This window comes from Trichloromonas sp., from assembly GCF_041583255.1.
GTDB lineage: Bacteria > Desulfobacterota > Desulfuromonadia > Desulfuromonadales > Trichloromonadaceae > Trichloromonas.
This window is the reverse complement of the sequence record NZ_JBFHGD010000019.1, coordinates 1-26,486: the sequence shown is the minus strand read 5'-3', so window position 1 is coordinate 26,486 and position 26,486 is coordinate 1. Positions and strand designations below refer to the sequence as shown.

Sequence of the window (26,486 nt, the reverse complement as noted above, 5' to 3'; positions counted from 1 at the left end):
GGGGACCGTTTCCCACGGGGCCAAGCGGGGAAAAAAACTCGGCTTCCCCACCGCCAACCTGGTTACCGACAAGGAAATCATACCGATTCCGGGGGTTTACGCGGTCAAGGTCAGGCGGGGCGAGCAACTCTACGACGGTGTGCTGAATATCGGCTGGAATCCCACCTTCGGCAATCAGAAGGTTACCGTCGAAGTGCATCTGCTCGATTTTGAAGGTGATCTTTACGGCGAGTCGCTGCGAATCTATTTCTTTGAGCGCCTGCGCAACGAAAAACGCTTCTCGTCGGTGGATGAACTGGTTCGGGCGATACGTGCGGATATCGTGCGGGCCAGGGAGATCCTGTCGACCCGTCGACTTATCGAATTTCGGGAATACCTCGACTTTTCCTGCGACCATGAAATTGCCAAGTCCGGACTGGGGGAGGGGGAATGAGAGCCCCGGACCGGTTTCTTGACTTGATCCGTGTCAATATTATGAACTTCCCATAATTTTACGGCTGCTGCTAAGTACGCGCGTCGGCCCTGAATGCCCGGTTTCTTTGGCGGCTTATTTTTCGGGCCAGTTATGCAAGGTGCCGACTTTTCAATACTAACTTTATGCATCGGCGCAAAGGGGGACGACGGAAGCTGCCTGGATCACCCCGCGGTTAAACGGAAATTTCCCCCGGCTCTTTACGGCACGTCGTTTGCACTCTGTAGTCTGGTCTTTATCGGTTGCGCGATGGCATAGCTCTTTTTGCGCGCCGGAGCACGTGTTCAGGCGCGTGTGGAACCTGCCTTTGCGGCAGCGTTTTCTCAGGCACGCTGTTTTTTTCGGTCTTCTGACGTCATGACAGCTGGGCTTTTGGCCGTTCCTGCCGGAAACAGCTGTTATTCTTGACATTGTAGTTGCTGATTATTATGATGGACAAAATTTGTCACCTCTTAGGAGCCTCCCTGTGTCGATGAAAGGCAACCGCCTCGGTGAGCTGCTGGTTCGCAATCAGCTGGTCAACGAAGATCAACTCAAAAAAGCTCTTGATGCCCAGAAGGTTGATGGTGGACGGCTCGGTGCCAGCCTCATCAAACTCGGTTATATCAAGGAAGACGAGCTGGCCGCATTTCTGTCCAAGCAATACGGTGTGCCTTCGATCAATCTGTCCGAATTCGAGATCGATTCGGCTGTCATTCGCCTGCTCCCAGCCGAGGTTGCGCAGAAATACCAGATCATTCCGATCAATCGCGCCGGTTCCACCCTGATTGTCGCGATGAGCGATCCCTCCAATATCTTTGCCATCGACGACATCAAGTTCATGACCGGGTACAATGTCGAGGTGGTCGTGGCTCCCGAAGCTTCGATTAAAGATGCCATCGACAAATATTACGACCAGAGCGCCAGCCTTGCCGACGTCATGGAGGATCTCGAGGATATCGATCTCGAGATTATTGACGAGGCCGATCAGGTTGACGTCCGCGAACTGGAGAAGGCCAGCGAGGACGCTCCGGTCGTCAAGCTGGTCAACCTGATCCTGACCGATGCCATCAAGCGCGGCGCTTCGGATATTCATATCGAGCCTTACGAGAAGACCTTCCGGGTGCGTTATCGCATCGACGGTGTTCTTTACGAGGTCATGAAGCCGCCGCTGAAGCTGAAAAATGCCATCACCTCCCGTATTAAGATCATGTCCGAGATGGATATCGCCGAGCGCCGGCTTCCCCAGGACGGCCGCATCAAGATCAAGCTCGGCGGCGGCAAGGACATGGACTACCGGGTCAACTGCCTGCCGACCCTGTTCGGTGAAAAAATCTGTCTGCGGCTGCTCGACAAATCGAACCTGCAGCTCGATATGACCAAGCTCGGTTACGAGCCCAAGGCTCTCGAATGGTTCAAGGAAGCGATTCACAAGCCCTTCGGCATGGTTCTGGTCACCGGTCCGACCGGTTCCGGTAAAACCGTTTCCCTCTATTCGGCCCTCGGTGAACTGAACAAAACCACCGAGAATATCTCGACGGCCGAGGACCCCGTCGAATTCAACTTCGCCGGAATCAACCAGGTGCAGATGCACGAGGAGATCGGGCTCAATTTTGCCGCCGCCCTGCGCGCCTTTCTGCGGCAGGACCCTGATATCATCATGATCGGCGAGATTCGCGACTTTGAAACGGCTGAGATCGGGGTCAAGGCGGCGCTTACCGGTCACCTGGTCTTGTCGACATTGCATACCAACGATGCTCCCAGTACCATCAATCGCCTGCTCAACATGGGGATCGAGCCGTTCCTGGTCGCCTCGGCGGTCAACCTGATCACCGCGCAGCGACTCGGCCGGCGGGTCTGTTCCGAATGCAAAAAACCAGAAGAAATCCCCAAACAGGCGCTCATCGACGCCGGGGTCTCTCCCGAAGAGGTCGATGAGTATGTCTGTTACCGTGGCGTGGGTTGCCCTGTCTGCAACAACACCGGCTACAAGGGGCGTATCGGTATCTACCAGATCATGCCGATGTTTGAAGAGCTCCGCGAAATGGTTCTGGCCGGGGCCAACACGGCCGAGATCAAGAGGGAGTCGATGCGGCTCGGGGTCAAGAGTATGCGCCAATCGGCGCTGACCAAGCTCAAAGAGGGGGTGACCTCGGTAGAAGAGGTTCTTCGCAGTACGATCGCCGATGATTGATCAGGTCCCGTGACCAGCGACGAGTGACAGACTTAAGTATGCCATTGCTTTTATTGGTAGTCGCCCATCGCTAACCACCAATCACTAATCACGATTTCTTTCAAGAGGTTTCACAACCATGGCCAGTATGCATCAACTTTTGAAGACGATGGTGGAGCAGGGGGCTTCTGACCTTCATATTTCGACCGGCACGGCTCCCTTGATCCGCATCGACGGCGAGATGGTGCCGCTCAAGCTTCCGATTCTGCAGCCTGCAGATACCAAACAGCTCTGTTACAGCATTCTGACCGATGTCCAGAAGCGTAAATTCGAGGAAGAGAATGAGCTCGACCTGTCTTTCGGGGTCAAAGGGCTCTCCCGCTTCCGCGGCAACCTGTTCATGCAGCGTGGAGCCGTGGCTGGCGCTTTTCGACTCATCCCCTACAAAATAAAGACCTTTGATGACCTGCAACTGCCCCAGGTGGTGAGAGATGTCTCCGCCAAGCCCCGTGGACTGATTCTGGTCACCGGCCCGACCGGCAGCGGCAAGTCGACCACCCTGGCGGCGATGATCGACGCGATCAACAGCGAACGTTCCGAACACATCATGACCATCGAGGACCCGGTCGAATTTCTGCACCCGCACAAGAAGTGCCTGGTCAATCAGCGCGAGGTCGGTGCCGATACCCACTCCTTCAAAAAAGCCCTCAAGTATATTTTGCGCCAGGATCCTGACGTCGTACTGCTCGGTGAGCTTCGCGATATGGAAACGATCGAAGCCGCATTGACTATTGCCGAAACAGGTCACCTCTGCTTCGCCACTTTGCATACCAACTCGTGTGTTCAGACCATCAACCGGATCGTCGACGTCTTTCCGACCAACCAGCAGCAGCAGATACGAACCCAGCTGTCCTTTGTTCTTGAAGGGGTACTGTCGCAGACCCTGTTGCCCAAGGCCGGCGGCAGCGGGCGGGTGCTGGCGCTGGAAGTCATGGTGCCCAATATGGCGATCCGTTCCCTGATCCGCGATGACAAGGTGCACCAGATTTATTCACAGATGCAGATGGGTCAGGATAAATATGGCATGCAGACCATGAATCAGGCACTGTTCATGCTTTACCATAAGAAACTGGTCACCATGGACATCGCCCTGTCACGGTCTTCTGAGCCGGATGAGCTCAGGCAGATGATCGCCAACCCGGCAGCGGTGCTGCGGCGCCCGGCCCCCGGCGGCCATCCACAGAGGCCGTGATTTGTGATTGGTGATTGGTGATTGGTTCAAGCAATTGCCAACCGCAAATCACAAAGATCAATCACTAATCACCGGTTTTAAACGAGGTAGCTATGCCGAAGTTTTCCTGGGAAGGAAAGAACCGCACCGGCCAGGTGCAGAAGGGCGAGATGGAAGCCCCGAACGAGGCCGCAGTCAACGCCCAGTTGCGGCGCATGGGGATCATGCCGTCCAAGGTCAAGGCCCGTGGCAAAGGTCTCGATATGGACTTGAAGATTCCCGGGTTCGAACCCAAGATTACCACCAAGGATCTGGTCGTTTTTACCCGCCAGTTCGCTACCATGATCGATGCCGGTCTGCCATTGGTTCAGTGTCTCGATATTCTGGGCAAACAGCAGGACAATGCAACCTTCAAGAAAATTCTCGTCAACGTCAAAGAGAGTGTCGAGTCGGGTTCGACCTTTGCTGACGCCCTGAAAAAACATCCCAAGGCTTTTGACGAACTCTATGTCAACCTGGTCGCCGCCGGCGAAGTCGGCGGTATTCTCGATACTATCCTCAACCGCCTGGCGGCATATATCGAAAAGGCCCTGAAGCTCAAGAAGCAGGTCAAGAGCGCGATGACCTATCCGACCACCATCATCGGGATTGCGCTGGTTGTTGTTTCAGTTATCCTGCTGTTCGTTATTCCGGCCTTCGAAAAGATGTTTGCCGATTTTGGCGGCTCCTTGCCGATGCCAACCCAGGTTGTCATTAATATCAGCAATTTTATCCAGAGTTACATTCTGGTCATTATTGGCGGTATTATGGGAACCGTCTGGGGAATCAAGCGTATCTATCGTACGGAAAAAGGGCGCGCCGCCATGGACAAGTACGCGCTCAAGGCACCGGTGTTCGGCCTTTTGATCCGCAAGGTATCCGTGGCCAAGTTTACCCGTACCCTGGGGACCATGATTTCCAGCGGTGTGCCTATTCTCGACGGGCTCGATATCGTGGCCAAGACCGCCGGCAACAAAACCGTGGAAAAGGCCATTTACAAGGTTCGCCAGAGTATCAGCGAAGGCAAGACCATCGCCGAGCCGCTGGAGCAGTCGGGGGTTTTTCCCCCGATGGTCTGCCAGATGATCGCCGTTGGTGAGCAGTCCGGTGCCATCGATACCATGCTCAACAAAATTGCCGACTTTTATGACGATGAGGTCGATGACGCCGTCGGCAACCTGACCGCCATGATGGAGCCGTTGCTCATGCTCTTTCTCGGAACGACCGTCGGTGGCCTGGTTATCGCCATGTATCTGCCGATATTCAAGCTGGCCGGTACCGTTGGCGGTTGATGTTCCCGTCCCTGGTTTCATTACTCGCCGCTGAAAGGCAGCCCCAGGTTTCCAAAGGCCAGTTACGCTGGTATCTTTTTGCCCGGGCGCTGATTATCGGCCTGTTTCTGGTTGGGGCGGTAATATTCCAGTTGCGCAGCGATCAGAACGCCGTATCTCCCGTTCTGTCGTTTCTTTATCTTCTCGGCGGTTTATCCTGTCTGCAGGTAATGGTTTCGGCGGCACTGCTGCCGCGATTTCATAGCCTGCGTTTCCTAGTCCAGGTCCAGATCGTCTGGGACCTGCTCCTTTCCTCGTCGCTCATCTACATCACCGGCGGCATCGAGAGTATTTTTTCCTTTCTCTATATTTTTGTTATCATCAGTTCCAGTCTTTTTCTGGGGCGACGGGATATCCTGTTTGTCGCTTCGGCCTCGTCCATCCTCTACGGAAGCTTGCTCGATCTGCAGTATTACGGCTATCTTCCCTATGTCGGGGGCTTATCTTTTGTTCAGAAAATAGATGGTGCTTCGGTCTTTTATGCTGTTTTAGTTAATGTTCTGGCTTTTTTCTGTACCGCTTTTCTGAGCGCGATTCTGGTAAGTCGTCTGCGGCGCAGCGAAGAAGCTCTGGAAAAACGTAAATTCGACATCGAAGAGCTGGAAAATCTCAACCAGACCATTCTCGCCAACGTCACCAGCGGTCTGATGATTATCAATCCCGAAGGGAAAATTCGTTCCTTCAACCAGGCTGCCAGCAAAATCACTGGTCTTTCCCTTGCTAATGTTTATGGTCGCGATATCCGCAAGGTGTTTCACGATTTCGATGTTATTGATGAATCCGGTTTTGTTCTGGTCAGCCGCGCCGAAGGGACTTATCTCTGCACAGAGGGGAAAACTCTTACTCTGGGTTACGCATCGTCCCTGGTCAAGGACCCGCAGGAACAGACCCTGGGCCTGCTGGTGACTTTTCAGGATCTAACCGAGCTCAAACTCATGGAAGATCAGCTCAAGCGGGCCGACCGGCTGGCAGCCGTCGGTCGCCTGGCTTCCGGTATGGCGCATGAAATTCGCAATCCGTTGGCGTCGATCAGCGGCAGCGCCCAGTTGCTGATAGAAGGCAAAAATCTTTCTGAGGATGAGCAGCGCCTGATGAAGATCATCGTCAAGGAAGCGGATCGGTTGAACGTGCTGCTGACTGATTTTCTGGTGTATGCCCGGCCCCGGCCATCACAGCTTGAAGGTGTCGATATTGCAGTCCTGCTGGATGAACTTTCCGAAATGATCAGCGGCGACAACCGATTTTCCACCCTTAGCATCCTTCGCCACTATCCAGCGCAGTTCATTTTGCATGTCGATCGTCAGCAGTTTCGTCAGGCCCTGTGGAATCTGGCGATCAATGCGGTCGAGGTGATGCCCGATGGTGGCACCCTGACCCTCGGCGGCGAAGTTGAGACGTCGTCGGTCTATGTGGAAGATACCGGTCCCGGGATCCCTGGCAAAGTACGGAGCCGGATTTTTGAGCCTTTTTTTACGACCAAGGATAAAGGCTCCGGTCTCGGCCTGGCCACCGTCTATGCGATTGTCGAAGGACACGGTGGCACTATCAGGGTGACCGATGGCGTTCACGGCGGAACCCGGTTTACCATCGCGCTAAAGCGATGACTTGTCTATTTGCCCCCAGGAACCATTTATGACCAGCGAAGCGAACAAATACCGCATTCTGATCGTTGACGATGAAGAAAGCATTCGGGAGGTCCTCTCCATCATGTTGCACCGTGAGGGCTATCTTGTCGATGCAGTCAGCGACGGGCAACAGGCGGTTGACCGTCTGAAGGCCTGTGCTTACGACCTGGTGATCAGCGACATCAAGATGCCGCGCCTGACGGGGTTTGAGTTGTTGTCGCATATCAGGCAGCGCTTTCCCGAGACGGCCGTGATCATGATCACGGCTTTTTCAACCACCGAAGAAGCGGTCGTGGCGATGAAAAACGGCGCCTACGACTACATCATCAAGCCCTTTCAGAACGATGAAATCCGGCTGGTGGTTCAGAACGCCCTCGAACGCAAGGCGCTGCGGCAGGAGAACCTGCAGCTCAAAAAAGAGCTGGGCAAGCGCTACTCCTTCGGCAGCCTGATCGGCAAAAGCAAGCCCATGCAAGAGGTCTACGACCTGATCGAGAAGGTCGCCGGCAGCAAGGCCAATGTCATGGTCACTGGGGAAAGCGGTACCGGAAAAGAGCTGGTTGCCCGGGCCATTCACTACAATAGTGACCGCCGCGACCAGGCGATCGTTCCCATCAACTGCGGCGCGATACCGGAAAATCTGCTCGAAAGTGAACTCTTCGGTCACGAAAAAGGGTCGTTCACCGGAGCCGTGCAACAGAAGGCCGGATTGTTCGAAATCGCCAACGGCGGTACCATCTTTCTCGATGAAATCGGCGAACTGCCGCCGATGATGCAGGTCAAGCTGTTGCGGGTGCTGCAAGAGCGGGAATTCCGCCGGGTTGGCGGTACCAGGGATATCAAGGTCGATGTCCGGGTGGTGACAGCCACCAATAAAGACCTGGTCGAAGAAGTCGCCCGTGGGGCCTTTCGGGAAGATCTCTTCTATCGGCTCAACGTCATCTGCCTGAATCTGCCGCCGCTGCGCGAGCGGCGGGGCGATATCCCGCTGCTGATCGAGCATTTTTATGAAAAGCTTACTGGCACCAAGGGGATCCGGATTGCCGAAGGGGCCATGCGGCGTCTGCTTGATTACAACTGGCCGGGCAATATCCGTGAACTCGAAAATACCATCGAGCGCTGCGTCGTGCTCGGTCAGTCCGGCGAATTGACGGAAGACTGCCTGCCGGTACAATTCCGATCCGGAGGCCCCTCTGCCGAAGGGAGCCTGCTGCAGATTCCCGATGTCGGGCTCGATCTCGATGCCTATCTGGGAAACATCGAAAAAGACATTCTTTTAAAGGCGCTCGAGAAAACCGGTGGTGTGCGTAAGAGAGCTGCTGAGCTGCTGGGGATTACCTTTCGCTCGATCCGCTACCGATTGGCGAAATTCGACATCGCACCAGACGGGGATGATGAGGGGGAGTAGGGCGGAAGGCGGAAAAGTTGTCCGCATCCTTGGCAACTCATTGAAAATCAGGTTACATTATCAATTGAATCAAGGCAGACTCCGTTTTGTGACAAAGGGATACCATGGCGAATAAAACAGCCGTACCGAAATTAAAATGTCAGCTGTCCCCCGAGCAGTTGGGCTATTTGAGGATGGAACTGAGCAAGCTGGAACATCTGGAGTTGGCCTATCTCCACGGCTCAGCTGCTTCCGGGAGGATGCGACCGGATAGCGACATTGACTTGGCACTTCTTTTCTCGAGAGGGAAAATCCCTTCGGGGTTGTTACTTCTGCAATATGCTGCACAGCTCGAAAGTGTTCTTGCCTCCCCCGTACACTTTGGTTTGCTCGATCTTTCTAACCCTGTTTTTGCCAAAGAAGTTCTCTCTTCAGGGCTTGTCCTTTATGAAAAGGATAGTTCTTTTTCAAATGAGTTTGCCATGTACGTTTTCTCCTTTTACGCCAGTCTTAATGAGCAACGGCGCCCTGTTCTGATGGCTTATGGAGTGAATCAATGATAGATGATGTCCTACTTAATAAGGCAGCCATTATTGAACGCTGCTCAAAGCGAGTTCTCGAGGAGTATCAGAATTGCCCTGCCCTGGATAACTTCACGCATCTGGACGCCCTTTTGCTTAATCTGGAGCGGGCCTGTCAGGCCGCGATAGATATGTCCATGTATGTCGTTGCCAAAGAACGCCTGGGGGTTCCTCAGAGCAGCGCTCAGGCCTTTGATCTCTTGCAGCAGGGAGGCCGCCTGGATTCTGCCCTTGCGTTCTCGATGAAGGCCATGGTGGGTTTTCGTAATGTGGCTGTTCACGAATACCAGAAGCTGGATTTGGATATTTTGCGTTACATTTTGACCAAGGGCTACCAGGATCTCGTTGGTTTCTGCAGAGCGCTGGGCGTTGCCATCGAGGTCTGAATGGAAATCTCATCCGGGAAGACGGAAATCGATTTAAAAGAAAATCTAGGTATTCACTTTAATCAAGTGAATGAGCAAGTCTAGGTAGAAAAAAGCATTACGACAAGGATAGCCAGGATGGGCAGGATAGGGTTGGGAATAATAATGAAGGGTCTATAATCCTGTATGTTCTGTTCATCCCTGTGAATACGATTGGTCTGGTTGTCGGTCAGCCAACCCCAGCTGAAGCCAAGTGCATAACCCGAAAAGAAAAATCATATCTCACGCTCGTTCGCTGCGCTCACTAAAGACGCAGGCTGGCGCCGCAGTAAGGGCCGATACCATGGGTATTAGGCCCTTATCTTTGAGGGGTTAACCGCGGCTTTGCGTCTTTGCGTAAGGCCGGTTTTGGAGTTAGCTTGAAGGACAGAGGGTCGAGACGGACAGTAGGAGATTTTTAGAATGCAGAAAAAAGGAACATTAGTTGCATCTTTTAAGGTGTGGCTGGTGAAAATATGTTTATGTAGAGAGCGTATGTTCAGTGAGTCCTTCATTCAATGGGTCTTAAATTTCGTCTCGGTGCCTGTCATGCTGTGCGGCCTGTAGCGAAAATTGAATGTTTGAACACAGATTCGAGCTTGATGGCTTAGCTATTGTTAAAAAGGGGCTCTGTCTGGATCAAAGAGACGATTTAGCAACCAGTTCGAGATCAGTCCGACAGGTTTGGGGGGGGGGGAGTTTTAAGATGGAGAAGTCTCAAGAAGGTTTCACGTTGCTTGAGTTGCTCATCGTAGTCGCGATCATTGGCATTCTTGCGGCCATTGCCATCCCGCAATTTACCCAGTATAGGCAAAAAGCTTTTAACTCCGGGGCACAGACTGATCTGAGCAGTGTCAGGATGCTTGTTGAGGCTCAATATACGGATCGTTACCACTACCCCTATTGACCTGTATCGCTATTAGTGCTCCTTGTCGCCTCTCCGGGTGCGTGGTTTTCAGGGGCTTGTCCAACCCTGGTCCTGCAAACGAAAGTGACAAAAATTGTTACTGCGGGTAGACAAAAAATGGCTTAGCTGAAATGTAGACGTCAGAACATTTTGTGGCACATAGACGTAAGTAGCTGAAATGTTGCAAAATTTAACAAAAAACATTTGTCTGAAGAGTTGGAATAGATGTTGTATATGTATTAGGCAAGCTAAGCGTAATGTTTGAACTCACAACCCAAGGGGGGTGGAGGATTACAGCACTCTAGATTTTGGTAAGGTTACTGTATTTGGCCGGTATTCCGGCACCACCTGACATCATGAAAGGAGAAGTGAACATGCTTAAGAAATTCAGAAAATCAGAGAAGGGGTTTACCCTGATCGAACTGTTGATCGTTGTTGCGATCATCGGTATTCTGGCGGCAATCGCCATTCCTCAGTTTGCCTCGTATCGCCAGAAGGCGTTCAACTCGGCAGCTCAGGCTGATTTGCGGACCACGCGAACCAACATTGAGGCCCACTACGCCGAGAGCTATCATTACCCCTACTAATTAAAAACCTTCTGTCGATAAAAGGAGATGCTCAATGAAAAATATCATGAAGAAACTGCTGTTCGTAGCGGCGGCGCTTTCTCTGACCGCCGGTGCTGCCTTTGCTGCTGATGTTGATTGCACGGGCGCTTTTAAGGGTGCTAAAGACGGCGATGTGACCATAGAGGACGGCACTGGCGGTGGCGGCACGATCCGGGTGACCCTTTCCCCCAATGTCATGATGGCATATGTGGCGTCCACTGACGGGACAACCTACGCCGCCCTCTCCTACAATGCCAAAGGGACCAAGGCCTACGGCGTAGCCAGCGACTATCAGGGCATCAAGTACTCGGATGCTGAAGCTGCGATTCTTGCTGAAAACGTCACTGTGCCGACCGTCCCGAGCGATGGCGCCTTCGATTCCAGCTGGAAAGAAGTTGGCAAGTAAGCTCGTTTTGTTGTAGTTCTGCTCTTGAAAACCCCTTCCTCTGGAGGGGGTTTTCTCGTTTAAACGATTGCTGGTTTCTTTTGCCCGGGTGGTCAATGTGTCGACGTCGCCAAAACCTTCGCTGGTTGTTCGGGGGGAGTTGAGCCCGAAGCCCTTGTCCTGCTCGGTTGTCGCGGGCATAGCCCTGTTGCAGTTTGTCTGGCTCCCCTGGCTGGGCGACGGAAACCAGGTGGCCAAGCAGTTCCTGTTTCTGTTCGGCACTCTGGGCGCTTCGCTGGCGTATCTGGCGCAAAGCCGTCGCCTCTGGTTTCCCCGGGCATTGTGGCCTGCTGTGCTGCTGGCCGGTGGTGCGATCTGTTCCGCCGTGCAGGCCCCCCAGGCCGCGACCGCTTGGGTGGGAGCCGGCGTGATGCTTTCCTGCCTGCTCTTTCTGCTGTTGGTCATCCAGCTGGCGCGCCCCGCAGCGGCCTTTTTCGACCTGCTGGTCAAGGGGGTGCTGGTAGCCGGGGTTGGTGCGGCGGTGCTCGGTCTTTACCAGTATCTCGACTATCTCGCTTTCGGGGTGGCTGAAGAGATGCTGATCCCCTGGTTGCTCCCCCCGACCTGGGGCATCCGTCTCAGCGGCATCTATTACCAATCCAACCTCTTCGCTCTCTTGCTGGTCCTCTGTCTGTTGGCTTTTGCCTGGCTGCTGCTCTATGGCGACCGCCCGGTGGTGCGCCATGTGTTTTGGCCGCTGCGCTGGCTTCCCGTGGGGCTGGTGGCTTTTGTGTTCTTGCTGACCCAGTCGCGGGCCGGATGGATCTCGCTGGCGACCGTATTGGCCTTGCTCATCTGGGCCGCGCTGCGTCACCGGCTTGCTGATGGCGTGGGGCAGCGGACCGAGCTTGTGCGAATGCTTGGGACGATCGCAGGCGCTTTTGTTCTGTACTGGGTGCTGATGCACGGTGCTTTCGAACCGGCGAAGGTGGAGACCTCTTCCGCTGCCGGCGGGGCGCCGGCTGTGGTGTCCGCCATCGTGCCGGGCGGGCCGGTTCTGACCAGCGCGGCGAATCGGTCGCATAGCGACGATCAACGGCTGGTGCTGTGGGCCGGCGCCTTGCTGATGTTTCGTGATCACCCCTGGCTGGGAGTCGGGCTGGATAATTACAAGTACCAGCTGCCGCAATACCAGCTGGCCGCGCATGATCTGCTTAGAGTCGTTGAATATGAAGCGCTCGGGCACAATGCCTGCTGGGCCCATAACGAATATCTCCAGCTGGTTGCAGAGGGGGGGCTGCCTGCCCTTGTTGCGCTGACAGCGATGGTTGCCCTGTTTCTGGTCTCGCTGCGCCGCAGCTTGCGCCGTCAGGGGGGGGCTGCCGAGCCCCGGATGTTCTTCTGTCACCTGTTTCTGCTCCCGTTTCTGCTGCAGTCCCTGTTTGAATGGCCTCTTCGGTATCCGCCGCTCGGTGCGCTTTTTCTGGCCTTTGCCGGCATTCTGCTGGCCGGTGGCAGCGGTTGGGAGGCCAACTGGCGCGTCTGGCCCAGGCGCCTGGCGGTTTTTCTGCTGCTGGCCGGGATGACCGTTGGCCTCTGGTTGTTTGGTATCGAGTGGCAGATCGGCAGGCTGCGCGACAATCTCGTCAGAACGTCTGATCTCAAAGAAAACATTGTGATGTTTCAGGAGCTTGCGTATAATCCTTACAGCCAGTACCGGATCCTCAACGATTTTTTGCCGAAGCTGGTGCGGCTGGCGGCAAAGACCGGGGATGATGCGATCGTCGGCCAGTTGGTCGCCGCCGCAGAGACCCTGGTTCAACAGGCGGGCGGCTACTGGCAATGGTACACTCTGGCGCTCCTGTACGATATGGCCGGGGCAGAAGACAAGGCCTACGAGGCCGTAAAGATGACCATTGAGCGCAATCCGGTATTCGAGACGGCCTGGGTCTATCTGCACCAGCTCAATGTCCGTCGGGCGGCTGCCAAGACCGGTCGATCTGTTGAATCCTTTTTACCGGCACGTCAAATTGATACCGGTGTGCCCGATGAACGGAAGCTATGAGCGAAATTGTCCTTTGCGCTGTCAGTAAGACCTACGATCCTGGCTTGTTCAAGAAAAAAGTGCAGGCGGTTCACGATCTGGATCTCGAAGTGGCCACCGGCGAGGTGTATGGCTTGATCGGCCCCAATGGCGCCGGCAAGAGCACGACCATCCGCATGATCCTCGGCCTGATCCGGCCCGACCGGGGAAAAATTACTTTTCGCGGCCGGCCCCTGGCCGAAGCCTCGATTCAGAAGGTCATCGGTTATCTCCCCGAAAACCCTTACCTCTACGATCACCTTACCCTGCAGGAATTGCTCGAGTTCTGCGGCCGTGCTTCGGGCATGGCGCCAGCCCGGCGTGCCGCGCGCATTGACGAGCTGCTGGAGCGGGTCGAGATGACCGCCTCCCGCAGGCGGCCATTGAGAACGTTCTCCAAGGGGATGTTGCAGCGGGCCGGTATCTGCTTTGCCCTGCTTCACGACCCGGATGTTGTGATTCTCGATGAACCGATGTCCGGGCTCGATCCGATCGGCCGTAAAGGGGTTTTTGACATTGTTCTGGATCTCAAGAAAGCGGGGAAAACCGTCTTTTTCTGCTCTCACATTCTCAGCGATGTCGGCCGGTTGTGCGACCGCATTGGACTGTTGGTTGGCGGCAAGCTGGTGCGTGAATTTCATCACAGCGAGTTTCGCGAGGATTCCCAGCGGCCGGTTCATCTGGTGCTGGGAGCGATGAGCGAAGAGCAGCGCCTGGCTGTAACCGCTGCGGCAGGAGTTCTTCTGCGGGGGGCCGAAGGCGAGATTATGTCGGTGGCGCCGCAACGACTGGCCGAAGTTGTCGGCCATTTGAATGCGCTTGATGTGCAGGTGCTGGCGACGCGAACCGAGCGTGTATCTCTCGAAGACCTTTTTCTCAAGACCGTTAAGGAGAGTTCCCAATGAGTCGCTGTATGGCTCTGGCCTGGATCACCTACAAGGAGGGAATCCGTAATCGCTCCGTGTTGGGGATCGTCGTTTTCTCGCTGTTCATTCTCGGGCTCAATGTCGCCGTGGCCGGATTCTTCATGCGCGATATCGGCAAGGTTACGGTCGATATGAATCTCAGCGCACTCTCTTTTTCCGGGCTGCTGCTGGTATTGTTTGTCGGCCTCAATCTGATGACTAAAGATATCGAAAAGAAGACCATTCACCTGGTGCTCTCCAAACCGGTGAGCCGGGTGGAGTACATTCTTGGCAAATATCTCGGCATTCTGCTTTTCGTGTTCATGTCGCAGTTGATTCTCGTGGGGCTGTGCAGCGCCACCGTTTTTCTGCTGCGCGTTCTTTATCCGGCTTATTTCGGGGCTTTTTCCTGGTTGACCTTTTTTCTGGCCTGCTTATTTGTTTATCTCAAGCTCGCCGTTATGAGTGCGATCGTGGTCTTTTTCAGTACCGTCAGCACCAGTTCATTTGTGACATTGATATTTTCCATCTGCACCTATGTGGTTGGGCAGAGCATCGAGGAAGTGGTCTTCTATCTCAAGTCCGGGTTCGCTGAAGACCTCTCGGTGCAGTTGAAATGGTTCATCGACATGGTCGTCTACCTGGTGCCAAACTTTTCCGTGTTCGACTTTCAGCTCGAAGCTGCCCACGGGCTGGCCATCGAAAGCGAACGGCTGCTTGGATCAATGGGGTATGGCTTCGCCTATGTCACTCTGATTCTGCTTTTTGCCTCCCTTATTTTTCAGCGACGGGAGTTTAACTGATGTCGGCCCGCTTCGGTCTGGTTCTGCTTGCAGTGTTGATTCTGCCCGCATACGGCTGGCTGAACCGGCACGTATGGGACCAGCGCGCGGTTGTTCGCAGTTCTACCGAGGCCGGGTATATTATCCCCTCCCGCTTTACCCGCCTTATGGCCTTGGAGCATAAGGGGATTCTGTCAGATTTTCAGCTGCTGAAGACCATCACCTTTTACGGGGAACGGACCATGCATCAGCAGAAACTGACCGAGGACGACTGGCGCTATATCATTGCCGGCCTTGAGGCTGTTACCGACCTGGACCCCTATTTTCTCGATCCCTACGTACTTGCCGAAGGGGTGCTGGCCTGGGATGCCGGCAAGGTGGAAGATGCCAACCGTTTGCTGGAGAAGGGGCGGAAACACCGGGTCGATGATTGGCAAATCCCTTTCTTTATCGGTTTCAACTCCTTCTACTTTCTAGAGGATTACACCAAGGGGGCCGAATACCTGATGGAGGCCAGCCGGTTGCCGGGAAGCCCCGAATTTCTGACCCCTCTGGCGGCTCGACTCGGTTATTATGGGGGCAAGGCAAAGACGGCCATCATGTTTCTCCGGGGAGTGCTGACCCAGACCAGCGATGAGCGCCTTAAACTGCGCCTGGAAAAGAGACTGCTGGCACTTGAACGCGCCGATCTTATCGAAGAGGCCGTTGAGCGTTTCAAGTCGGAGAAGGATCGGATGCCCGATAATATCAAGGAAGTTCTGGAGGCTGGATATCTGGAGACTCTTCCAGTAGACCCCTATGGGGGGGAGTGGGTCATCATGAAGTTCGGCAGGGTGTTCAGTACCAGCAAGTTTGTTGATCACTTGCCCCGCAAGGATGATTAGCCAGCTGGTCAGGTGAATGTGGGTCCCTTGCTTTCAGAATGCGGCTTTTGGACCATGTCATGAGGGTGCCTCTATCGATCCTGTTGCAAAGAGTACAGTGAGTGTGCTGATGATCAGGCGATCTATCTCAGCATGTTTGAACTTGTGGGTTACCTCTAGAAAAATATCAGTAGAATCTCTTATGTCTTTAGTTTCAAAGAATTTTCGCCCGCCTATGTAGATCATGTGAAATCCAAGGCATGCTCGGTAAGGATAAGTGCCGGTAAAAGATACCAACCCATTGATGCTCTCTAAAAACACGATTAAGTATCCTGGTGGGGGACGCGTGCATAACTCGAACAAAGACCAGATGATTAATCCGACACTTACAGGCGACTCTGCAGGGGGCGAATGGACCACCACCTTGCGTCCGGTTTCTGGCTGGTTTGATATTCATCTTGCAGAGCTTTGGCGTTATCGCGACCTGATCGCATTGTTTGTCAAACGCGACTTTGTGGCGGTATACAGACAGACGGTTCTCGGGCCACTCTGGTATCTCATCCAGCCGCTTTTGACGACCCTGGTTTTTACTATTATCTTTGGCCAGGTTGCCAAAATATCCACTGACGGCCTTCCACAAATCCTCTTTTACCTGTCCGGGTTCGTGGCCTGGCGGTATTTTTCTGATTGTCTAACCAAAACCTCCAACACTTTTGTGGGCAATGCACACCTCTTTGGCAAGGTCTATTTCCCCCGATTGACCGTGCCGATTTCTGTAGTCCTCAGTAATCTGATAGCTTTTGTCATTCAAGTGGCCCTGTTTTTGTGCTTCTGGGGATATTTTGCCGTGAAGGACGCCGATATTCACTTTAAACCCCTGTTAATTTTATTGCCCCTGATTGTTTTGCAAATGGCTTTTTTGGGGCTAGGGTGCGGAATTATCATCTCTTCGCTCACCACCAAGTATCGTGATCTGGCTCAACTGGTCGGTTTTGGTACGCAACTGTGGATGTATGCGACGCCGGTTGTCTACCCGATGAGTATTGTCCCGAAAAAATGGTATTGGCTGATGGCTCTCAACCCCATGGCGCCGCTCATCGAGTTTTTCCGTTATACTTTTCTTGGCGTGGGAGAGGTGAATGCATTGAATCTGTTGGTCAGTTTTATTATGACGCTACTCATTCTTGCTCTGGGGATTGTGCTTTTCTCAAGAATCGAGAAAAGCTTTATGGATACCGTTTGATTTGAAGGTGCAGCAAAGCATGAGGTTTTCGTATGAACCAAAGTCTGCCAATGATTAATGGCATAAATTATGGATCGTGAGAATCAAATAGATCTCGGGCTTACCCCTGAAGTTGCTGAGCAGAAACCATCTGCGGAGAGACTTAAAATGCGTCCCGTCGATTTCTCCCTGGGGGGCAATGTTGTCATCCGGGTCGAAGAATTGTGGAAGCAGTACCGTCTTGGTGCAATCAATCACGGCACGCTCGCAAATGATCTCCAGAGTTGGTGGGCGCGAATCCGTGGACAGGAAGATCCCAATGCCCGACTAGGGGGGATGCACGGTCAGGGGGCCTTGCCAACGGCTGGGGCTCAGGATCGATTCTGGGCGCTGCGCGACATCTCATTCGATGTCATGCAAGGTGAAGTTCTCGGCATTATCGGCCGGAATGGAGCCGGGAAGTCGACTCTTCTCAAGATCTTTTCGAAAGTGACAACGCCGAGCAGGGGGCAAGTCCTTTTGAAGGGGAGGGTCGCAAGTCTGTTGGAGGTCGGGACCGGCTTTCATCCAGAGTTGACTGGGAGGGAGAATGTTTTCCTGAACGGCGCAATTCTCGGTATGACAAAAGCCGAGGTGATCCAGAAATTTGATGAGATTGTCGCTTTCGCTGAGGTTGAAAAGTTTATTGATACACCTGTCAAACGTTACTCGTCCGGGATGTATGTACGTTTGGCCTTTGCCGTTGCGGCACATCTCGAGCCTGAAATTCTTGTGGTGGACGAGGTCCTGGCGGTAGGTGATGTGGCGTTTCAGAAAAAATGTCTCGGCAAAATGAAGGATATTGCTGCGGGAGGGCGCACAGTCCTCTTTGTCAGCCACAACATGAGCGCGGTCAACAATCTATGCGACAAGTGTGCTTTATTGCAGAACGGTGAACTCACTGCAGTCCTGCCTGCAAGGGAAGCTGTGGAGAGATACCTGTTCTCCGACATAGATCAAGAAAACACAGTCTGCTTTGAACAAGAGCTGGATAAACGGGGGCAGTTCAAGGAACTATCCATCAGGAACCAAAAAGGAGTAGCTGTTCGGGAAATGACCTGCGAGGACTCTTTTGCTATCAGAATTGTCTATGAGGTCAGGGAGGTCGTGCCTGGATTGGTCTTGACCTGTTATCTGAAAAATGCTGAAGGGCAGATTGTCTTTTTTACTGATAGTCGGGATGTACAACCCTGCCCGAGTTATGACCTGAAAGTGGGGAAACATCAATTCTTACTGCAGGTACAGGGACGCTTGCTTGCTCCCACCAATTACATCGTTTCTGTCGGCAGCGCAATCGGTAGCAAACAGGAAGACAAACGGGAGGACGTTCTCGATTTCAGATTGACCGATATCGATTCACCCAGAGGAGACAAACGACCAGGCTGCCTGTCGATAAGAATTCCTTGGGTGGTTACAGAGAATCAATAATCGTTGTGCTAAATGCCCTGTTTCCGAAGACAAAGATTAAATAGTGAAGTCAGTGCGATGAAATGTGATGTCTGTATTGTGGTTAAATGTGAAGTCTAAGATGCATTAGTTTTTTTTCGTAAAAGTCTGAACCGGATGACGTTGAAAGATCTTCAGAGTTATATAGAAAATGCCGAGGTCGAGACCCTTGCTTTAGTCAAATCGCCCGGTCGCGGTCGATTGGAGTGGATTACCCAAGACGTGCTTAATGCTGCCAGAGAGTTGTACCCGTCAGCCACTATCAATGACTTGCTTTCCGCCTTGGTCTGGACTTTGCTTAGAACGCCTGCTTAGGCTGAGGGTAAATTGTGTCTTGCTGGATGCTATGCTGTTGAATAGACTTATCGATAAATTTCGAAGGACTCAACTGGGGCGAAAAATTGGACGCCAACTCCGCTTTGGTGGGAGGATATATCTTTCTCTCGGGGATACGAAAGACAAATTCTTCCGTCCTGGTTGGGAATGTGTCGATCTGGTCGGTTCTGATTTCCTTTGTGATTTACGGTATGGGAATCTGCCGTTTCCTGACAACTCTGTAGATGCGATCCATGCCTCCCACCTGATAGAGCATCTGACTTTTGACCAAGGTCGCTTGCTTGTACAGGACTGTTTTCGTTGCATGAAAAGAGGGGGGGTCATCCGCTTCGCGACGCCTGACTTGAACCAGTTGATTGGAAAGTTCGAGGCTAGCGACTGGCATTGGTTCCTTGCAAATGGGGCATCACCAATTTTTCAGAGGGTCCAAGCTGGTGTTCTGCCTCCCGAGCATCTTCTCCTCCACAATCTTTTTGTCGGTTGGTTAGCATCATACTCAGGGCGTTTTGATGTCGGTGGAGGGCCACTTGTTGACGTGCGGATCGTTGGCGATAAGTTAAGAGAATTGGGTCGATATGGTTTCCGTGACTGGTGTGTTTCTCTTATGGATCCCGCTCGTGTCCCGGCTCATGTCCATGTCTATGATTACCCGGAATTGCACGACCTGTTTGTCTCTGCCGGTTTCCGTTTAGTTAGAAATGGGAAATTTACGGATTCAGCGTGTCCTGCCATGCAATCACCTAGTATTGATCGGCAGGAAAGAGCTGAGTACAGTTTCTACATTGAAGCAGAAAAACCTTAAGGCCAAACGATGACAGAAGCAAAAAAAACCTGCTTTATAATAGGGTCAGGGCAATCGATGCTTGACCTATCGAGTCGTGAACTGCAGCTTTTGAATAAACATACTCAAACTCTCGCGCTGAACAAATTTCTGCTTTTTCACAAAAAGATAAATCTTGTTCCTAAATTTTGTTTTCTTGCAGATCGCCATTACCCAGCTCAGTTTGTATTTTTTGAGTCGTTGCGTATTGCTAGGAAGCTCGGTAGTGAAATACGTTTTTTTGTTAACGAATATTATCGGGAGACACTGGTTTTTCCTGGTAGGAATTTCAAGACAGCACTGGAGAGACGAAAGCAGGTTTATGCTGAAAACTGCTACTGGATGCCTTTTTTGAGCAGCTACAAAAATATTGAATATTTTAAAAATGATCAGTGCAGCGACCCGAGATCTTTTTATTGGGCAGAAACCCTCCAGGAAAAACTTTTTTTTTACCGGGGATCGCTCACAACAGCGATTAATCTGGCTGCGATTGTTTTTCCGGGTTCAGATATTTGTTTAGTTGGAGTCGATTTAAAAGAGCTCAGTCCCTTTTTTGAGCAAGAAATCAAGAAGGTCCACAGGCTACACAATGGGCTTAATGAAGGGACATTGCGGAAGCATAAAATGGCTCAGGACGCAGGCATTCATTTGACGGCACTGGAATACAATGGAACGCCCGGAGTTCAGGCTGTGCTCCCTAGAGTCGTCTCTCATCTACAGGAAAGAGGTGTAGACCTGGTTTCTGCCAACTGCAATAGTTTGCTTGTCGAGGAAAAAATCTGTTCTTATAGATCGATTGAAGACTGCCTTTAGTGGTTACCTTATAATTTTCGATCATGTTTGATTTGGGAATATGACAGGATTTTTCGAATGATTTTATTTCTTACGCTTCAATTGGGAGGGAAAACGGGCGTTTTCAAGTCGGCGCTGGATGTATTGTCAGCGTTGTTGGCGACTGATGAGTCGGTTACTGTGGTCAGTGGCCGAGGTGATAAAAGTGATAAACTTCCACCATTTTTGAATGGTGTTGATACTGGAAGGGTTTTTTTAAAACACCTTCCAGCGGTCTTTAATTTTTCAGGGATGAGTTTTTTTAAGCCTGTAAAGACAGTGTTTATCCTTGTGGATTTCGTTGTTTTTTTCTTTAGGCGTCTTCTTTTAAGAAGCTTCATGCAGCCGGAATTGATCCTCGTTAATGGCCTATGCAGTCATGATGTGTGGAACTCTATTGAGATAAAAACTGACGCACCAAAGGTACTTATCGTCCGCGAATCTCCGCGGCATTTTCTGTCGCCAACGGCTTCTCGAGATTTGGACTGGGCCCTAGGAGTCATGGCGGAATATGATCACTATGTTTTTGTTTCTTCAAATTGCCGGGATGAATGGGGGTCCATGGACGCATTGAAAAATATCCCCTGTGACTATATCCCGAACTGTTGTGAAGAGGAGAAGGCCCGACAGTTACTGGAGAATGATAAGGCCAGGAGTAAACATTCTCTGGGATTGCCCTCTGACAGGTTTCTGATCATGTGTATCGGTAGCCTCCAGCCCCGCAAGGGTCAGGACATAGTAATCGAAAACCTAGCTGCTATTGTTCAGGAAATTCCACAAGCTCTGGTTTGCTTTGTTGGGGCAGATCCCCTTTGCTGGAAACAAGACCTGGAGAAAAAAGTTGAACAGAGCGGCTTGACAGGTTATGTCAGGTTTTTTCTCGAGCAGTCGTGTGCGCTTGAGTGGATTTATGCGGCCGATGCTTTGTTGTTGGCTTCCCGGGCAGAGGCCATGCCGAGGGTTGTTTTGGAAGCGATGGTACTTAAGACGCCGGTGGTCGCTGCCGAAGTGGATGGTGTTTCCGAGTTGATAGAGCATGAAAGAACGGGGTGGCTCTTCTCGCATGAAAATGTCGGAGACATGGTCAGTGGATTAAAGGCTGCAACTTCTGCCGACTTGAGTTCCGAGATCGTTCAGGAAGCCTCCATGACCTATTGGACACAATTTTCCAGAAAGTTCCTTGTTGAGAGATATTGTCTGGCTCTTGAGAAAATAAAACGTGTTCAAGGAGGGGATTGAATAGGGCGTATGATGATTGATAAACAAGCACTTTTGACGGCAATTATTCCAGCAAGGGGAGGGTCGAAAGGAATCCCCAGGAAGAACCTTCAAATGTTGGCTGGCAAGCCATTGATCGGGTGGATAATCGAGGCAGCAAAAGCGGCCCGTTATGTCAACCGGATTATTGTTTCCACTGATGATCAGGAGATTGCGGCGGTCTCTTGCCAATTTGGTGCCGAGGTGATCATGCGACCCGCTGAATTGAGTGGAGATCTGGCCTCGTCAGAGGGGGCGCTTCTTCACGTGCTGGAATCGCTGGAACAAGCGGGTGAGGTTCTTCCTGAGAGTTTAGTTTTTTTGCAATGTACGTCTCCCTTAACCCTGGCTGCCGATATCGATGGGACGGTTCAGGTGTTTATTGATGGGGACGCTGATACAGCTCTTGCGGTCAGTGATTTTCATTATTTCCTGTGGCGGAAAGATGAACAGGGTGATGCTGTCGGTGTCAATCACGATAAGGCGTTTCGTCCTCTGCGGCAGCAGCGAGCGGCCGAATATATTGAAACTGGCTCTGTCTATGTCATGGATACGCAGCAATTTATCAAACATAGACACCGGTTTTTCGGTAAAACCGCTCTTTATGAGATGCCGGCTGAACGCTGTTGGGAAATAGATTCCCCCTTGGATCTAAGTGTGGCCGAGCCCTTATTGCGGGAACAATTGAAGGCCGCCAAAGCAACACAATTACCTGTCCGGGTGGAAGCTCTTGCTCTGGACTTTGACGGTGTTATTACAGACAACCGCGTGCTGGTCCTGGAAAATGGTCAGGAAGCGGTGTTTTGCAGCAGGAGCGATGGCTGGGGGATAGGACGGTTGCGTGCAGCGGGCGTTGCTGTGGTTGTTGTATCTACAGAAAAAAACCCGGTTGTTGCTGCTCGTTGCGCTAAACTTGAGATCGACTGCCTGCAAGGACTGGATGACAAAATCGGGGCACTGCAATCGTGGGCAGAAAAGCGTCAGGTCGATCTGGATAAGACGGTTTTTGTTGGTAATGATGTAAATGATATTGAATGTCTGCAGTCTGTCGGTTGCCCTGTGGTAGTTGCCGATGCGCACCCTTCTGTTTGGCCAATTGCGAAAATCATCCTAGAATCTAGGGGAGGGGATGATGCTGTCCGGGAGGTGAGTGAACTGATATTGAAAAGCATGGTATTGTAGCAAGACAATTGTTTGCCAGTCATCTTAATTGGCAGATCTATTTATAGTGGTAAAAACATACGAATAGAAGAAGGAGGTTTAGTTTGGGTGCAGTTGTTGAAATAGGGGAACATTTAATCGGGGTAGGGCACCCCACTTACATCATCGCCGAGATCGGCCTCAACCATAACGGTGATCTCGGTATTGCAAAGAAACTCATTGATGCAGCCAGTCTTGCCGGATGTAATGCCGTTAAATTTCAGAAACGTACGCCAGAACTGTGTGTGCCGCCAGCACAGCGCGACGTCATGCGCGAAACTCCGTGGGGGGTGATGACCTACATGGAATACCGCCTCCGCGTAGAGTTCGGCGAGCAGGAGTATGCAGAAATAGATCGTTACTGTCTTGACAAGGGAATCGTTTGGTTTGCTTCCTGCTGGGATGAACCATCTGTAGATTTCATAGATCAATTTTCCCCCCCGTGCTACAAAATGGCTTCAGCCAGTCTTACGGATGGCAAGCTAATGCAGCATACCGTTTCAAAAAACCGCCCGGTCATTGTTTCCACAGGCATGTCAACGATGGAGGAAATCAGGGCGGGGGTCATGCAGGTTCCTCCTCAACAGTTGTTGCTTGCTCACAGTACGAGCAGTTACCCGTGTCCGCCGGAGGAGTTGAACTTGAGGATGATACGGACTCTGCGGGATGAATTTGACTGCCCCATCGGGTATTCAGGACATGAAGTCGGGTTGCAAACAACACTTGCAGCCGTCATGCTTGGAGCCTGTTTCGTTGAGAGACACATCACTCTGGACCGCGCGATGTGGGGCTCAGATCAGGCCGCTTCGGTAGAACCGGGTGGGCTGGCTCGCTTGGTCAGGGATATCAGGACTGTTGAGAAGGCCTTGGGGGATGGGGTGAAAAAAGTGTATGACAGTGAAGTTCCGATCCGAAAAAAATTACGTAAAGCTACATAATGAAAATCATAAGGAATAGACGGCAGGTTTATGAAAACCCCATGCTATACGGCACTCAAAAAATTGGCTTACTGGGGGCTCCCCCGAGGAGTCTATCAACTCCTTGAGCAGTTACGTGACCACCGCGCGCCAGACCAACGCGCTTCCTTAAATAGCCAGGTCGCCCACCTGGCCAAAGATAATACCGTTTTCAAAGACCAACATAAGGGCGAGCGGTGTTTTATTCTTGCAACCGGCCCTTCAGTCGCCCAGCAGGATTTGAGATCTCTTGCAGATGAACATTGTATTGCTGTCAGCCACTTTTTTTTACATCGAGACATCCGGGTTATTTCTCCTCAATACCATGTCGTTGCTCCTTACCATTCACCTTTTACTTTTGCCGAGGTGGAGAAACTTGTTGATGGCATGCATGAGAATTATTCGAAAAATACAATCTGTTTCTTCTGCCATGCCCCATATCAATACTCCACTTATGAGTTTTTCAGGCTGCACCCTGAAAAATCTTTTCAAGATACATACTTAATCGATTACACTCATAGCTCAGATCTTAATGAGCAAAATCATCTAAGACAGAGCACTTGGGATATAGCCGCGTCTCCCTTTCAGGTGCGTACAGTTATATATGCTGCGATCCAGCTAGCTTTTTATATGGGGTTCAAAGAAGTTTATCTGGTTGGTTGTGACCATGATTATCTGCATGACACAAAGAGGGTTAGCGACCATCACTTTTACAAAGAGGAAGAAGGAGTTAGTGATGTTGAACACCTCTCTGGGTTTACCACTGAGCGTTGGTTTAAAGAATATTACTTTCGCTGGCAGCAATATCGTTTGATGCAGGAGTATGCCAAACAGAGAGGTTGCCAGATATTGAATGCGACAAAGGGTGGTATGCTAGATGTTTTTCCAAGGGTTTCTCTGGAAGATATTTTGAATTCATAGTCGTGATAGAAGAATATTACACCGATAAACTCCGGGCCTAAGTCGATATCCCCGAGGTGAAAGGGGCTGCAACAGGAATACATTGATTCCCCGCACCAAGATCGCAAGCTCCATTTTCTGTTCATGAAATTGTTGCCAAAAACAAACTAGTTCTTAAGTAGGAGCCATTTGGGGCCGAAAAGGCCACCAATAATTAGAACAATTAGAAAGTAAACTCAATAAGTTTCTTAATGGACTTCATATGAAACTATAATTAGTTGAATAAAAATTAAAATTGAAGACAATTGCTTGGACGACAACGGACTACATTCCTTCCTTAAGGTTATTTGGTATGTTACGATGGATTCTTGGTAAAACTTCAAAAATTAAATACAAATTTTTTTACCCCGGAACCCTGATAGGTAATTATGTTTCGATAAGTAAAGATTCGAGTTTTGGCGATGGGGCTGTCATCGGGGATCACGTAACGATAAAATCCTCGACCTTCGGAAAGTCTGCTAATGTTGTTGACCGGTCTTTGGTTGTCGGTAGCCGATGCGAAGACAATGTCATGTTGGTTGATGCCCAGATACACAACTCAGAAATTAATAGCCATGTTGCAATTTATAACGGTTGCCGATTGTCTAATGTTGTTGTCGATAAGTATAGTTATTTTGCTATGGGTTCTCTTGTCAGCATGGCCTCTTTCGGCCGTTTCTGCTCTGTCGGCCCCTACCTGCTGTGTGGTTATGGTAACCACCCCACCAATTTCGTCAGTACAAGCCCGATTTTTTTCTCGACCCTTAGGCAATGCGGTGTTTCTTTTACGGATGAAGGACATTTTGAAGAAAGAGAAAAAGTCGAGGTCGGTAATGACGTGTGGATAGGTGCAAAGGTTTTCATTCGGGACGGGATAACGGTTGGCGATGGTGCAATCATTGCCGCAGGATCGATCGTTGTCAAGGATGTTCCAGATTATGCAATTGTTGGTGGAGCCCCAGCAAAAATTATTCGATATCGTTTTGATGAAGAGACGATTAATAAATTTTTGAAGGTTCAATGGTGGAACTGGTCGGAAGAGAAGCTGCGTGTTGCTCAGCCATACTTCATCACAGAAGATCTGTCTGGTTTTTTCGATTGGGCTAAGACCGATGCTGAAGCAGAACCGTTAGCGCTCTGAAGGGTTAGAAAACTATTTAAAATGCTGCAAACTCCACAAGCAAAATAGATAAAAACTCCACTTCTTGCTATACTGCTGCGTATAGGCGATTGATATTGCAGGAGAAAATTGAGGACATCAGTATTTTAGGGAAAACAAGACGAGATGCTCTCCACTGCCGGGGGTGTGCACGGGCTTCGCAATGAGGGGAAGGGGGCAGATCTGGTTAAAGATGCGATGCGATTGGCTTTGGTAGAGGAGAATATGTGTGCTACGAAACCCCTGCATCGCCACGACCAGGGGCTGTTGAGTTTGTTGCTCCACCGGCATTTCGCCCCCATTCTGTTCGCGGACCACTTGGTTTACGCCGGGTGGCAGTCGCCGGATCAATTTGCCGTCCAGAAGATATTGGTTCACCGGCGCTCCATGTGTCCTGAAGATATGGGGCATTTTGCCCGTCATCTCAAGGACAGCGGTCCCCCATATTTGCCCCGTTTGCCCTTGTCGGCCAGCTCTTCAAGGTGGGCCAGACTGCGGGCGGTCATAACTCGACTGCTCGGTCGGC

At 51.5% G+C, this 26,486-nt stretch carries 25 protein-coding genes; 24 read left to right on the top strand and 1 reads right to left on the bottom strand.

The window, feature by feature from the left end:
• The 24 genes from ABYV89_RS03020 to ABYV89_RS02905 form a co-directional block, all read left to right on the top strand.
• Nucleotides 1-433, top strand: a 433-nt coding sequence (locus ABYV89_RS03020; RefSeq protein ID WP_432821444.1) for a riboflavin kinase, incomplete at its 5' end; no start/stop codon positions are given.
• A gap of 511 nt (nt 434-944) precedes the next feature.
• Nucleotides 945-2,645, top strand: a complete 1,701-nt coding sequence (gene pilB / locus ABYV89_RS03015) for a type IV-A pilus assembly ATPase PilB (RefSeq protein WP_432821443.1) — start codon at nt 945-947, stop codon at nt 2,643-2,645.
• Nucleotides 2,646-2,763: 118 nt separating this feature from the next.
• On the top strand, nt 2,764-3,876 hold the full coding sequence (locus ABYV89_RS03010; protein WP_432821442.1) for a type IV pilus twitching motility protein PilT: 1,113 nt from the start codon (nt 2,764-2,766) through the stop codon (nt 3,874-3,876).
• A gap of 92 nt (nt 3,877-3,968) precedes the next feature.
• A complete protein-coding gene (locus tag ABYV89_RS03005; RefSeq protein ID WP_432821441.1) occupies nt 3,969-5,186 on the top strand; it encodes a type II secretion system F family protein in 1,218 nt (405 codons plus the stop codon).
• The gene (locus ABYV89_RS03000) at nt 5,186-6,829 is read left to right on the top strand and encodes an ATP-binding protein (RefSeq protein ID WP_432821440.1); all 1,644 of its coding nucleotides are present in this window, start codon (nt 5,186-5,188) and stop codon (nt 6,827-6,829) included. Before ABYV89_RS03005 ends, ABYV89_RS03000 begins: the two co-directional genes overlap by 1 nt.
• A gap of 28 nt (nt 6,830-6,857) precedes the next feature.
• Nucleotides 6,858-8,258 carry a sigma-54-dependent transcriptional regulator gene (locus tag ABYV89_RS02995; RefSeq protein WP_432821439.1) on the top strand — a complete coding sequence of 467 codons (1,401 nt, stop codon included), beginning with the start codon at nt 6,858-6,860 and terminating at the stop codon, nt 8,256-8,258.
• 104 nt (nt 8,259-8,362) lie between these two features.
• Nucleotides 8,363-8,797 (top strand): type VII toxin-antitoxin system MntA family adenylyltransferase antitoxin, encoded by a 435-nt coding sequence (gene mntA / locus ABYV89_RS02990; RefSeq protein ID WP_432821438.1) that lies wholly within the window; start codon nt 8,363-8,365, stop codon nt 8,795-8,797.
• On the top strand, nt 8,794-9,204 hold the full coding sequence (hepT, locus tag ABYV89_RS02985) for a type VII toxin-antitoxin system HepT family RNase toxin (RefSeq protein WP_432821437.1): 411 nt from the start codon (nt 8,794-8,796) through the stop codon (nt 9,202-9,204). Before mntA ends, hepT begins: the two co-directional genes overlap by 4 nt.
• Before the next feature lie 724 nt (nt 9,205-9,928).
• Nucleotides 9,929-10,129: a type IV pilin protein gene (locus ABYV89_RS02980; RefSeq protein WP_432821436.1), complete on the top strand. Its 201-nt coding sequence runs from the start codon at nt 9,929-9,931 to the stop codon at nt 10,127-10,129.
• A gap of 374 nt (nt 10,130-10,503) precedes the next feature.
• Nucleotides 10,504-10,716, top strand: a complete 213-nt coding sequence (locus ABYV89_RS02975) for a type IV pilin protein (protein ID WP_432821435.1) — start codon at nt 10,504-10,506, stop codon at nt 10,714-10,716.
• A gap of 34 nt (nt 10,717-10,750) precedes the next feature.
• Nucleotides 10,751-11,143 (top strand): hypothetical protein, encoded by a 393-nt coding sequence (locus ABYV89_RS02970; protein WP_432821434.1) that lies wholly within the window; start codon nt 10,751-10,753, stop codon nt 11,141-11,143.
• Between the two features lie 154 nt (nt 11,144-11,297).
• Nucleotides 11,298-13,187: an O-antigen ligase family protein gene (locus ABYV89_RS02965; RefSeq protein WP_432821433.1), complete on the top strand. Its 1,890-nt coding sequence runs from the start codon at nt 11,298-11,300 to the stop codon at nt 13,185-13,187.
• Nucleotides 13,184-14,110 (top strand): ABC transporter ATP-binding protein, encoded by a 927-nt coding sequence (locus ABYV89_RS02960; protein WP_432821432.1) that lies wholly within the window; start codon nt 13,184-13,186, stop codon nt 14,108-14,110. The genes ABYV89_RS02965 and ABYV89_RS02960 overlap by 4 nt, the downstream gene beginning before the upstream one ends.
• Nucleotides 14,107-14,913: an ABC transporter permease gene (locus tag ABYV89_RS02955; protein ID WP_432821431.1), complete on the top strand. Its 807-nt coding sequence runs from the start codon at nt 14,107-14,109 to the stop codon at nt 14,911-14,913. The genes ABYV89_RS02960 and ABYV89_RS02955 overlap by 4 nt, the downstream gene beginning before the upstream one ends.
• Nucleotides 14,913-15,776, top strand: a complete 864-nt coding sequence (locus tag ABYV89_RS02950; RefSeq protein ID WP_432821430.1) for a tetratricopeptide repeat protein — start codon at nt 14,913-14,915, stop codon at nt 15,774-15,776. Before ABYV89_RS02955 ends, ABYV89_RS02950 begins: the two co-directional genes overlap by 1 nt.
• Nucleotides 15,777-16,125: 349 nt before the next feature.
• Entirely contained in the window at nt 16,126-16,998 is an 873-nt protein-coding gene (locus tag ABYV89_RS02945; RefSeq protein ID WP_432821445.1) for an ABC transporter permease, read from the top strand.
• A 69-nt stretch (nt 16,999-17,067) separates the two neighbouring features.
• Nucleotides 17,068-18,444 carry an ABC transporter ATP-binding protein gene (locus ABYV89_RS02940; RefSeq protein WP_432821429.1) on the top strand — a complete coding sequence of 459 codons (1,377 nt, stop codon included), beginning with the start codon at nt 17,068-17,070 and terminating at the stop codon, nt 18,442-18,444.
• A gap of 370 nt (nt 18,445-18,814) precedes the next feature.
• Nucleotides 18,815-19,600 carry a class I SAM-dependent methyltransferase gene (locus ABYV89_RS02935; protein WP_432821428.1) on the top strand — a complete coding sequence of 262 codons (786 nt, stop codon included), beginning with the start codon at nt 18,815-18,817 and terminating at the stop codon, nt 19,598-19,600.
• A gap of 9 nt (nt 19,601-19,609) precedes the next feature.
• Nucleotides 19,610-20,431 (top strand): hypothetical protein, encoded by an 822-nt coding sequence (locus ABYV89_RS02930; RefSeq protein ID WP_432821427.1) that lies wholly within the window; start codon nt 19,610-19,612, stop codon nt 20,429-20,431.
• A gap of 57 nt (nt 20,432-20,488) precedes the next feature.
• A complete protein-coding gene (locus ABYV89_RS02925; protein WP_432821426.1) occupies nt 20,489-21,688 on the top strand; it encodes a glycosyltransferase in 1,200 nt (399 codons plus the stop codon).
• A gap of 9 nt (nt 21,689-21,697) precedes the next feature.
• A complete protein-coding gene (locus tag ABYV89_RS02920; protein ID WP_432821425.1) occupies nt 21,698-22,888 on the top strand; it encodes a cytidylyltransferase domain-containing protein in 1,191 nt (396 codons plus the stop codon).
• A gap of 83 nt (nt 22,889-22,971) precedes the next feature.
• The gene (locus ABYV89_RS02915) at nt 22,972-23,844 is read left to right on the top strand and encodes an N-acetylneuraminate synthase family protein (RefSeq protein ID WP_432821424.1); all 873 of its coding nucleotides are present in this window, start codon (nt 22,972-22,974) and stop codon (nt 23,842-23,844) included.
• Between the two features lie 30 nt (nt 23,845-23,874).
• A complete protein-coding gene (locus tag ABYV89_RS02910) occupies nt 23,875-24,783 on the top strand; it encodes a hypothetical protein (protein ID WP_432821423.1) in 909 nt (302 codons plus the stop codon).
• A 331-nt stretch (nt 24,784-25,114) separates the two neighbouring features.
• On the top strand, nt 25,115-25,942 hold the full coding sequence (locus ABYV89_RS02905) for a CatB-related O-acetyltransferase (RefSeq protein WP_432821422.1): 828 nt from the start codon (nt 25,115-25,117) through the stop codon (nt 25,940-25,942).
• Between the two features lie 117 nt (nt 25,943-26,059).
• On the opposite strand, the gene ABYV89_RS02900 is transcribed toward ABYV89_RS02905, so the two are convergent.
• Nucleotides 26,060-26,338, bottom strand: a complete 279-nt coding sequence (locus ABYV89_RS02900) for a hypothetical protein (protein WP_432821421.1) — start codon at nt 26,336-26,338, stop codon at nt 26,060-26,062.
• Between the last annotated feature and the right edge of the window lie 148 nt (nt 26,339-26,486).

Excerpts from the sequence above, each read along its gene's own strand:
- pilB (WP_432821443.1), top strand. The coding sequence starts at position 945 with ATGAAAGGCAACCGCCTCGGTGAGCTGCTGGTTCGCAATCAGCTGGTC.
- ABYV89_RS03010 (WP_432821442.1), top strand. The coding sequence starts at position 2,764 with ATGGCCAGTATGCATCAACTTTTGAAGACGATGGTGGAGCAGGGGGCT.
- ABYV89_RS03005 (WP_432821441.1), top strand. The coding sequence starts at position 3,969 with ATGCCGAAGTTTTCCTGGGAAGGAAAGAACCGCACCGGCCAGGTGCAG.
- ABYV89_RS03000 (WP_432821440.1), top strand. The coding sequence starts at position 5,186 with ATGTTCCCGTCCCTGGTTTCATTACTCGCCGCTGAAAGGCAGCCCCAG.
- ABYV89_RS02995 (WP_432821439.1), top strand. The coding sequence starts at position 6,858 with ATGACCAGCGAAGCGAACAAATACCGCATTCTGATCGTTGACGATGAA.
- mntA (WP_432821438.1), top strand. The coding sequence starts at position 8,363 with ATGGCGAATAAAACAGCCGTACCGAAATTAAAATGTCAGCTGTCCCCC.
- hepT (WP_432821437.1), top strand. The coding sequence starts at position 8,794 with ATGATAGATGATGTCCTACTTAATAAGGCAGCCATTATTGAACGCTGC.
- ABYV89_RS02980 (WP_432821436.1), top strand. The coding sequence starts at position 9,929 with ATGGAGAAGTCTCAAGAAGGTTTCACGTTGCTTGAGTTGCTCATCGTA.
- ABYV89_RS02975 (WP_432821435.1), top strand. The coding sequence starts at position 10,504 with ATGCTTAAGAAATTCAGAAAATCAGAGAAGGGGTTTACCCTGATCGAA.
- ABYV89_RS02970 (WP_432821434.1), top strand. The coding sequence starts at position 10,751 with ATGAAAAATATCATGAAGAAACTGCTGTTCGTAGCGGCGGCGCTTTCT.
- ABYV89_RS02960 (WP_432821432.1), top strand. The coding sequence starts at position 13,184 with ATGAGCGAAATTGTCCTTTGCGCTGTCAGTAAGACCTACGATCCTGGC.
- ABYV89_RS02955 (WP_432821431.1), top strand. The coding sequence starts at position 14,107 with ATGAGTCGCTGTATGGCTCTGGCCTGGATCACCTACAAGGAGGGAATC.
- ABYV89_RS02950 (WP_432821430.1), top strand. The coding sequence starts at position 14,913 with ATGTCGGCCCGCTTCGGTCTGGTTCTGCTTGCAGTGTTGATTCTGCCC.
- ABYV89_RS02945 (WP_432821445.1), top strand. The coding sequence starts at position 16,126 with ATGATTAATCCGACACTTACAGGCGACTCTGCAGGGGGCGAATGGACC.
- ABYV89_RS02940 (WP_432821429.1), top strand. The coding sequence starts at position 17,068 with ATGGATCGTGAGAATCAAATAGATCTCGGGCTTACCCCTGAAGTTGCT.
- ABYV89_RS02930 (WP_432821427.1), top strand. The coding sequence starts at position 19,610 with ATGACAGAAGCAAAAAAAACCTGCTTTATAATAGGGTCAGGGCAATCG.
- ABYV89_RS02925 (WP_432821426.1), top strand. The coding sequence starts at position 20,489 with ATGATTTTATTTCTTACGCTTCAATTGGGAGGGAAAACGGGCGTTTTC.
- ABYV89_RS02920 (WP_432821425.1), top strand. The coding sequence starts at position 21,698 with ATGATGATTGATAAACAAGCACTTTTGACGGCAATTATTCCAGCAAGG.
- ABYV89_RS02910 (WP_432821423.1), top strand. The coding sequence starts at position 23,875 with ATGAAAACCCCATGCTATACGGCACTCAAAAAATTGGCTTACTGGGGG.
- ABYV89_RS02905 (WP_432821422.1), top strand. The coding sequence starts at position 25,115 with ATGTTACGATGGATTCTTGGTAAAACTTCAAAAATTAAATACAAATTT.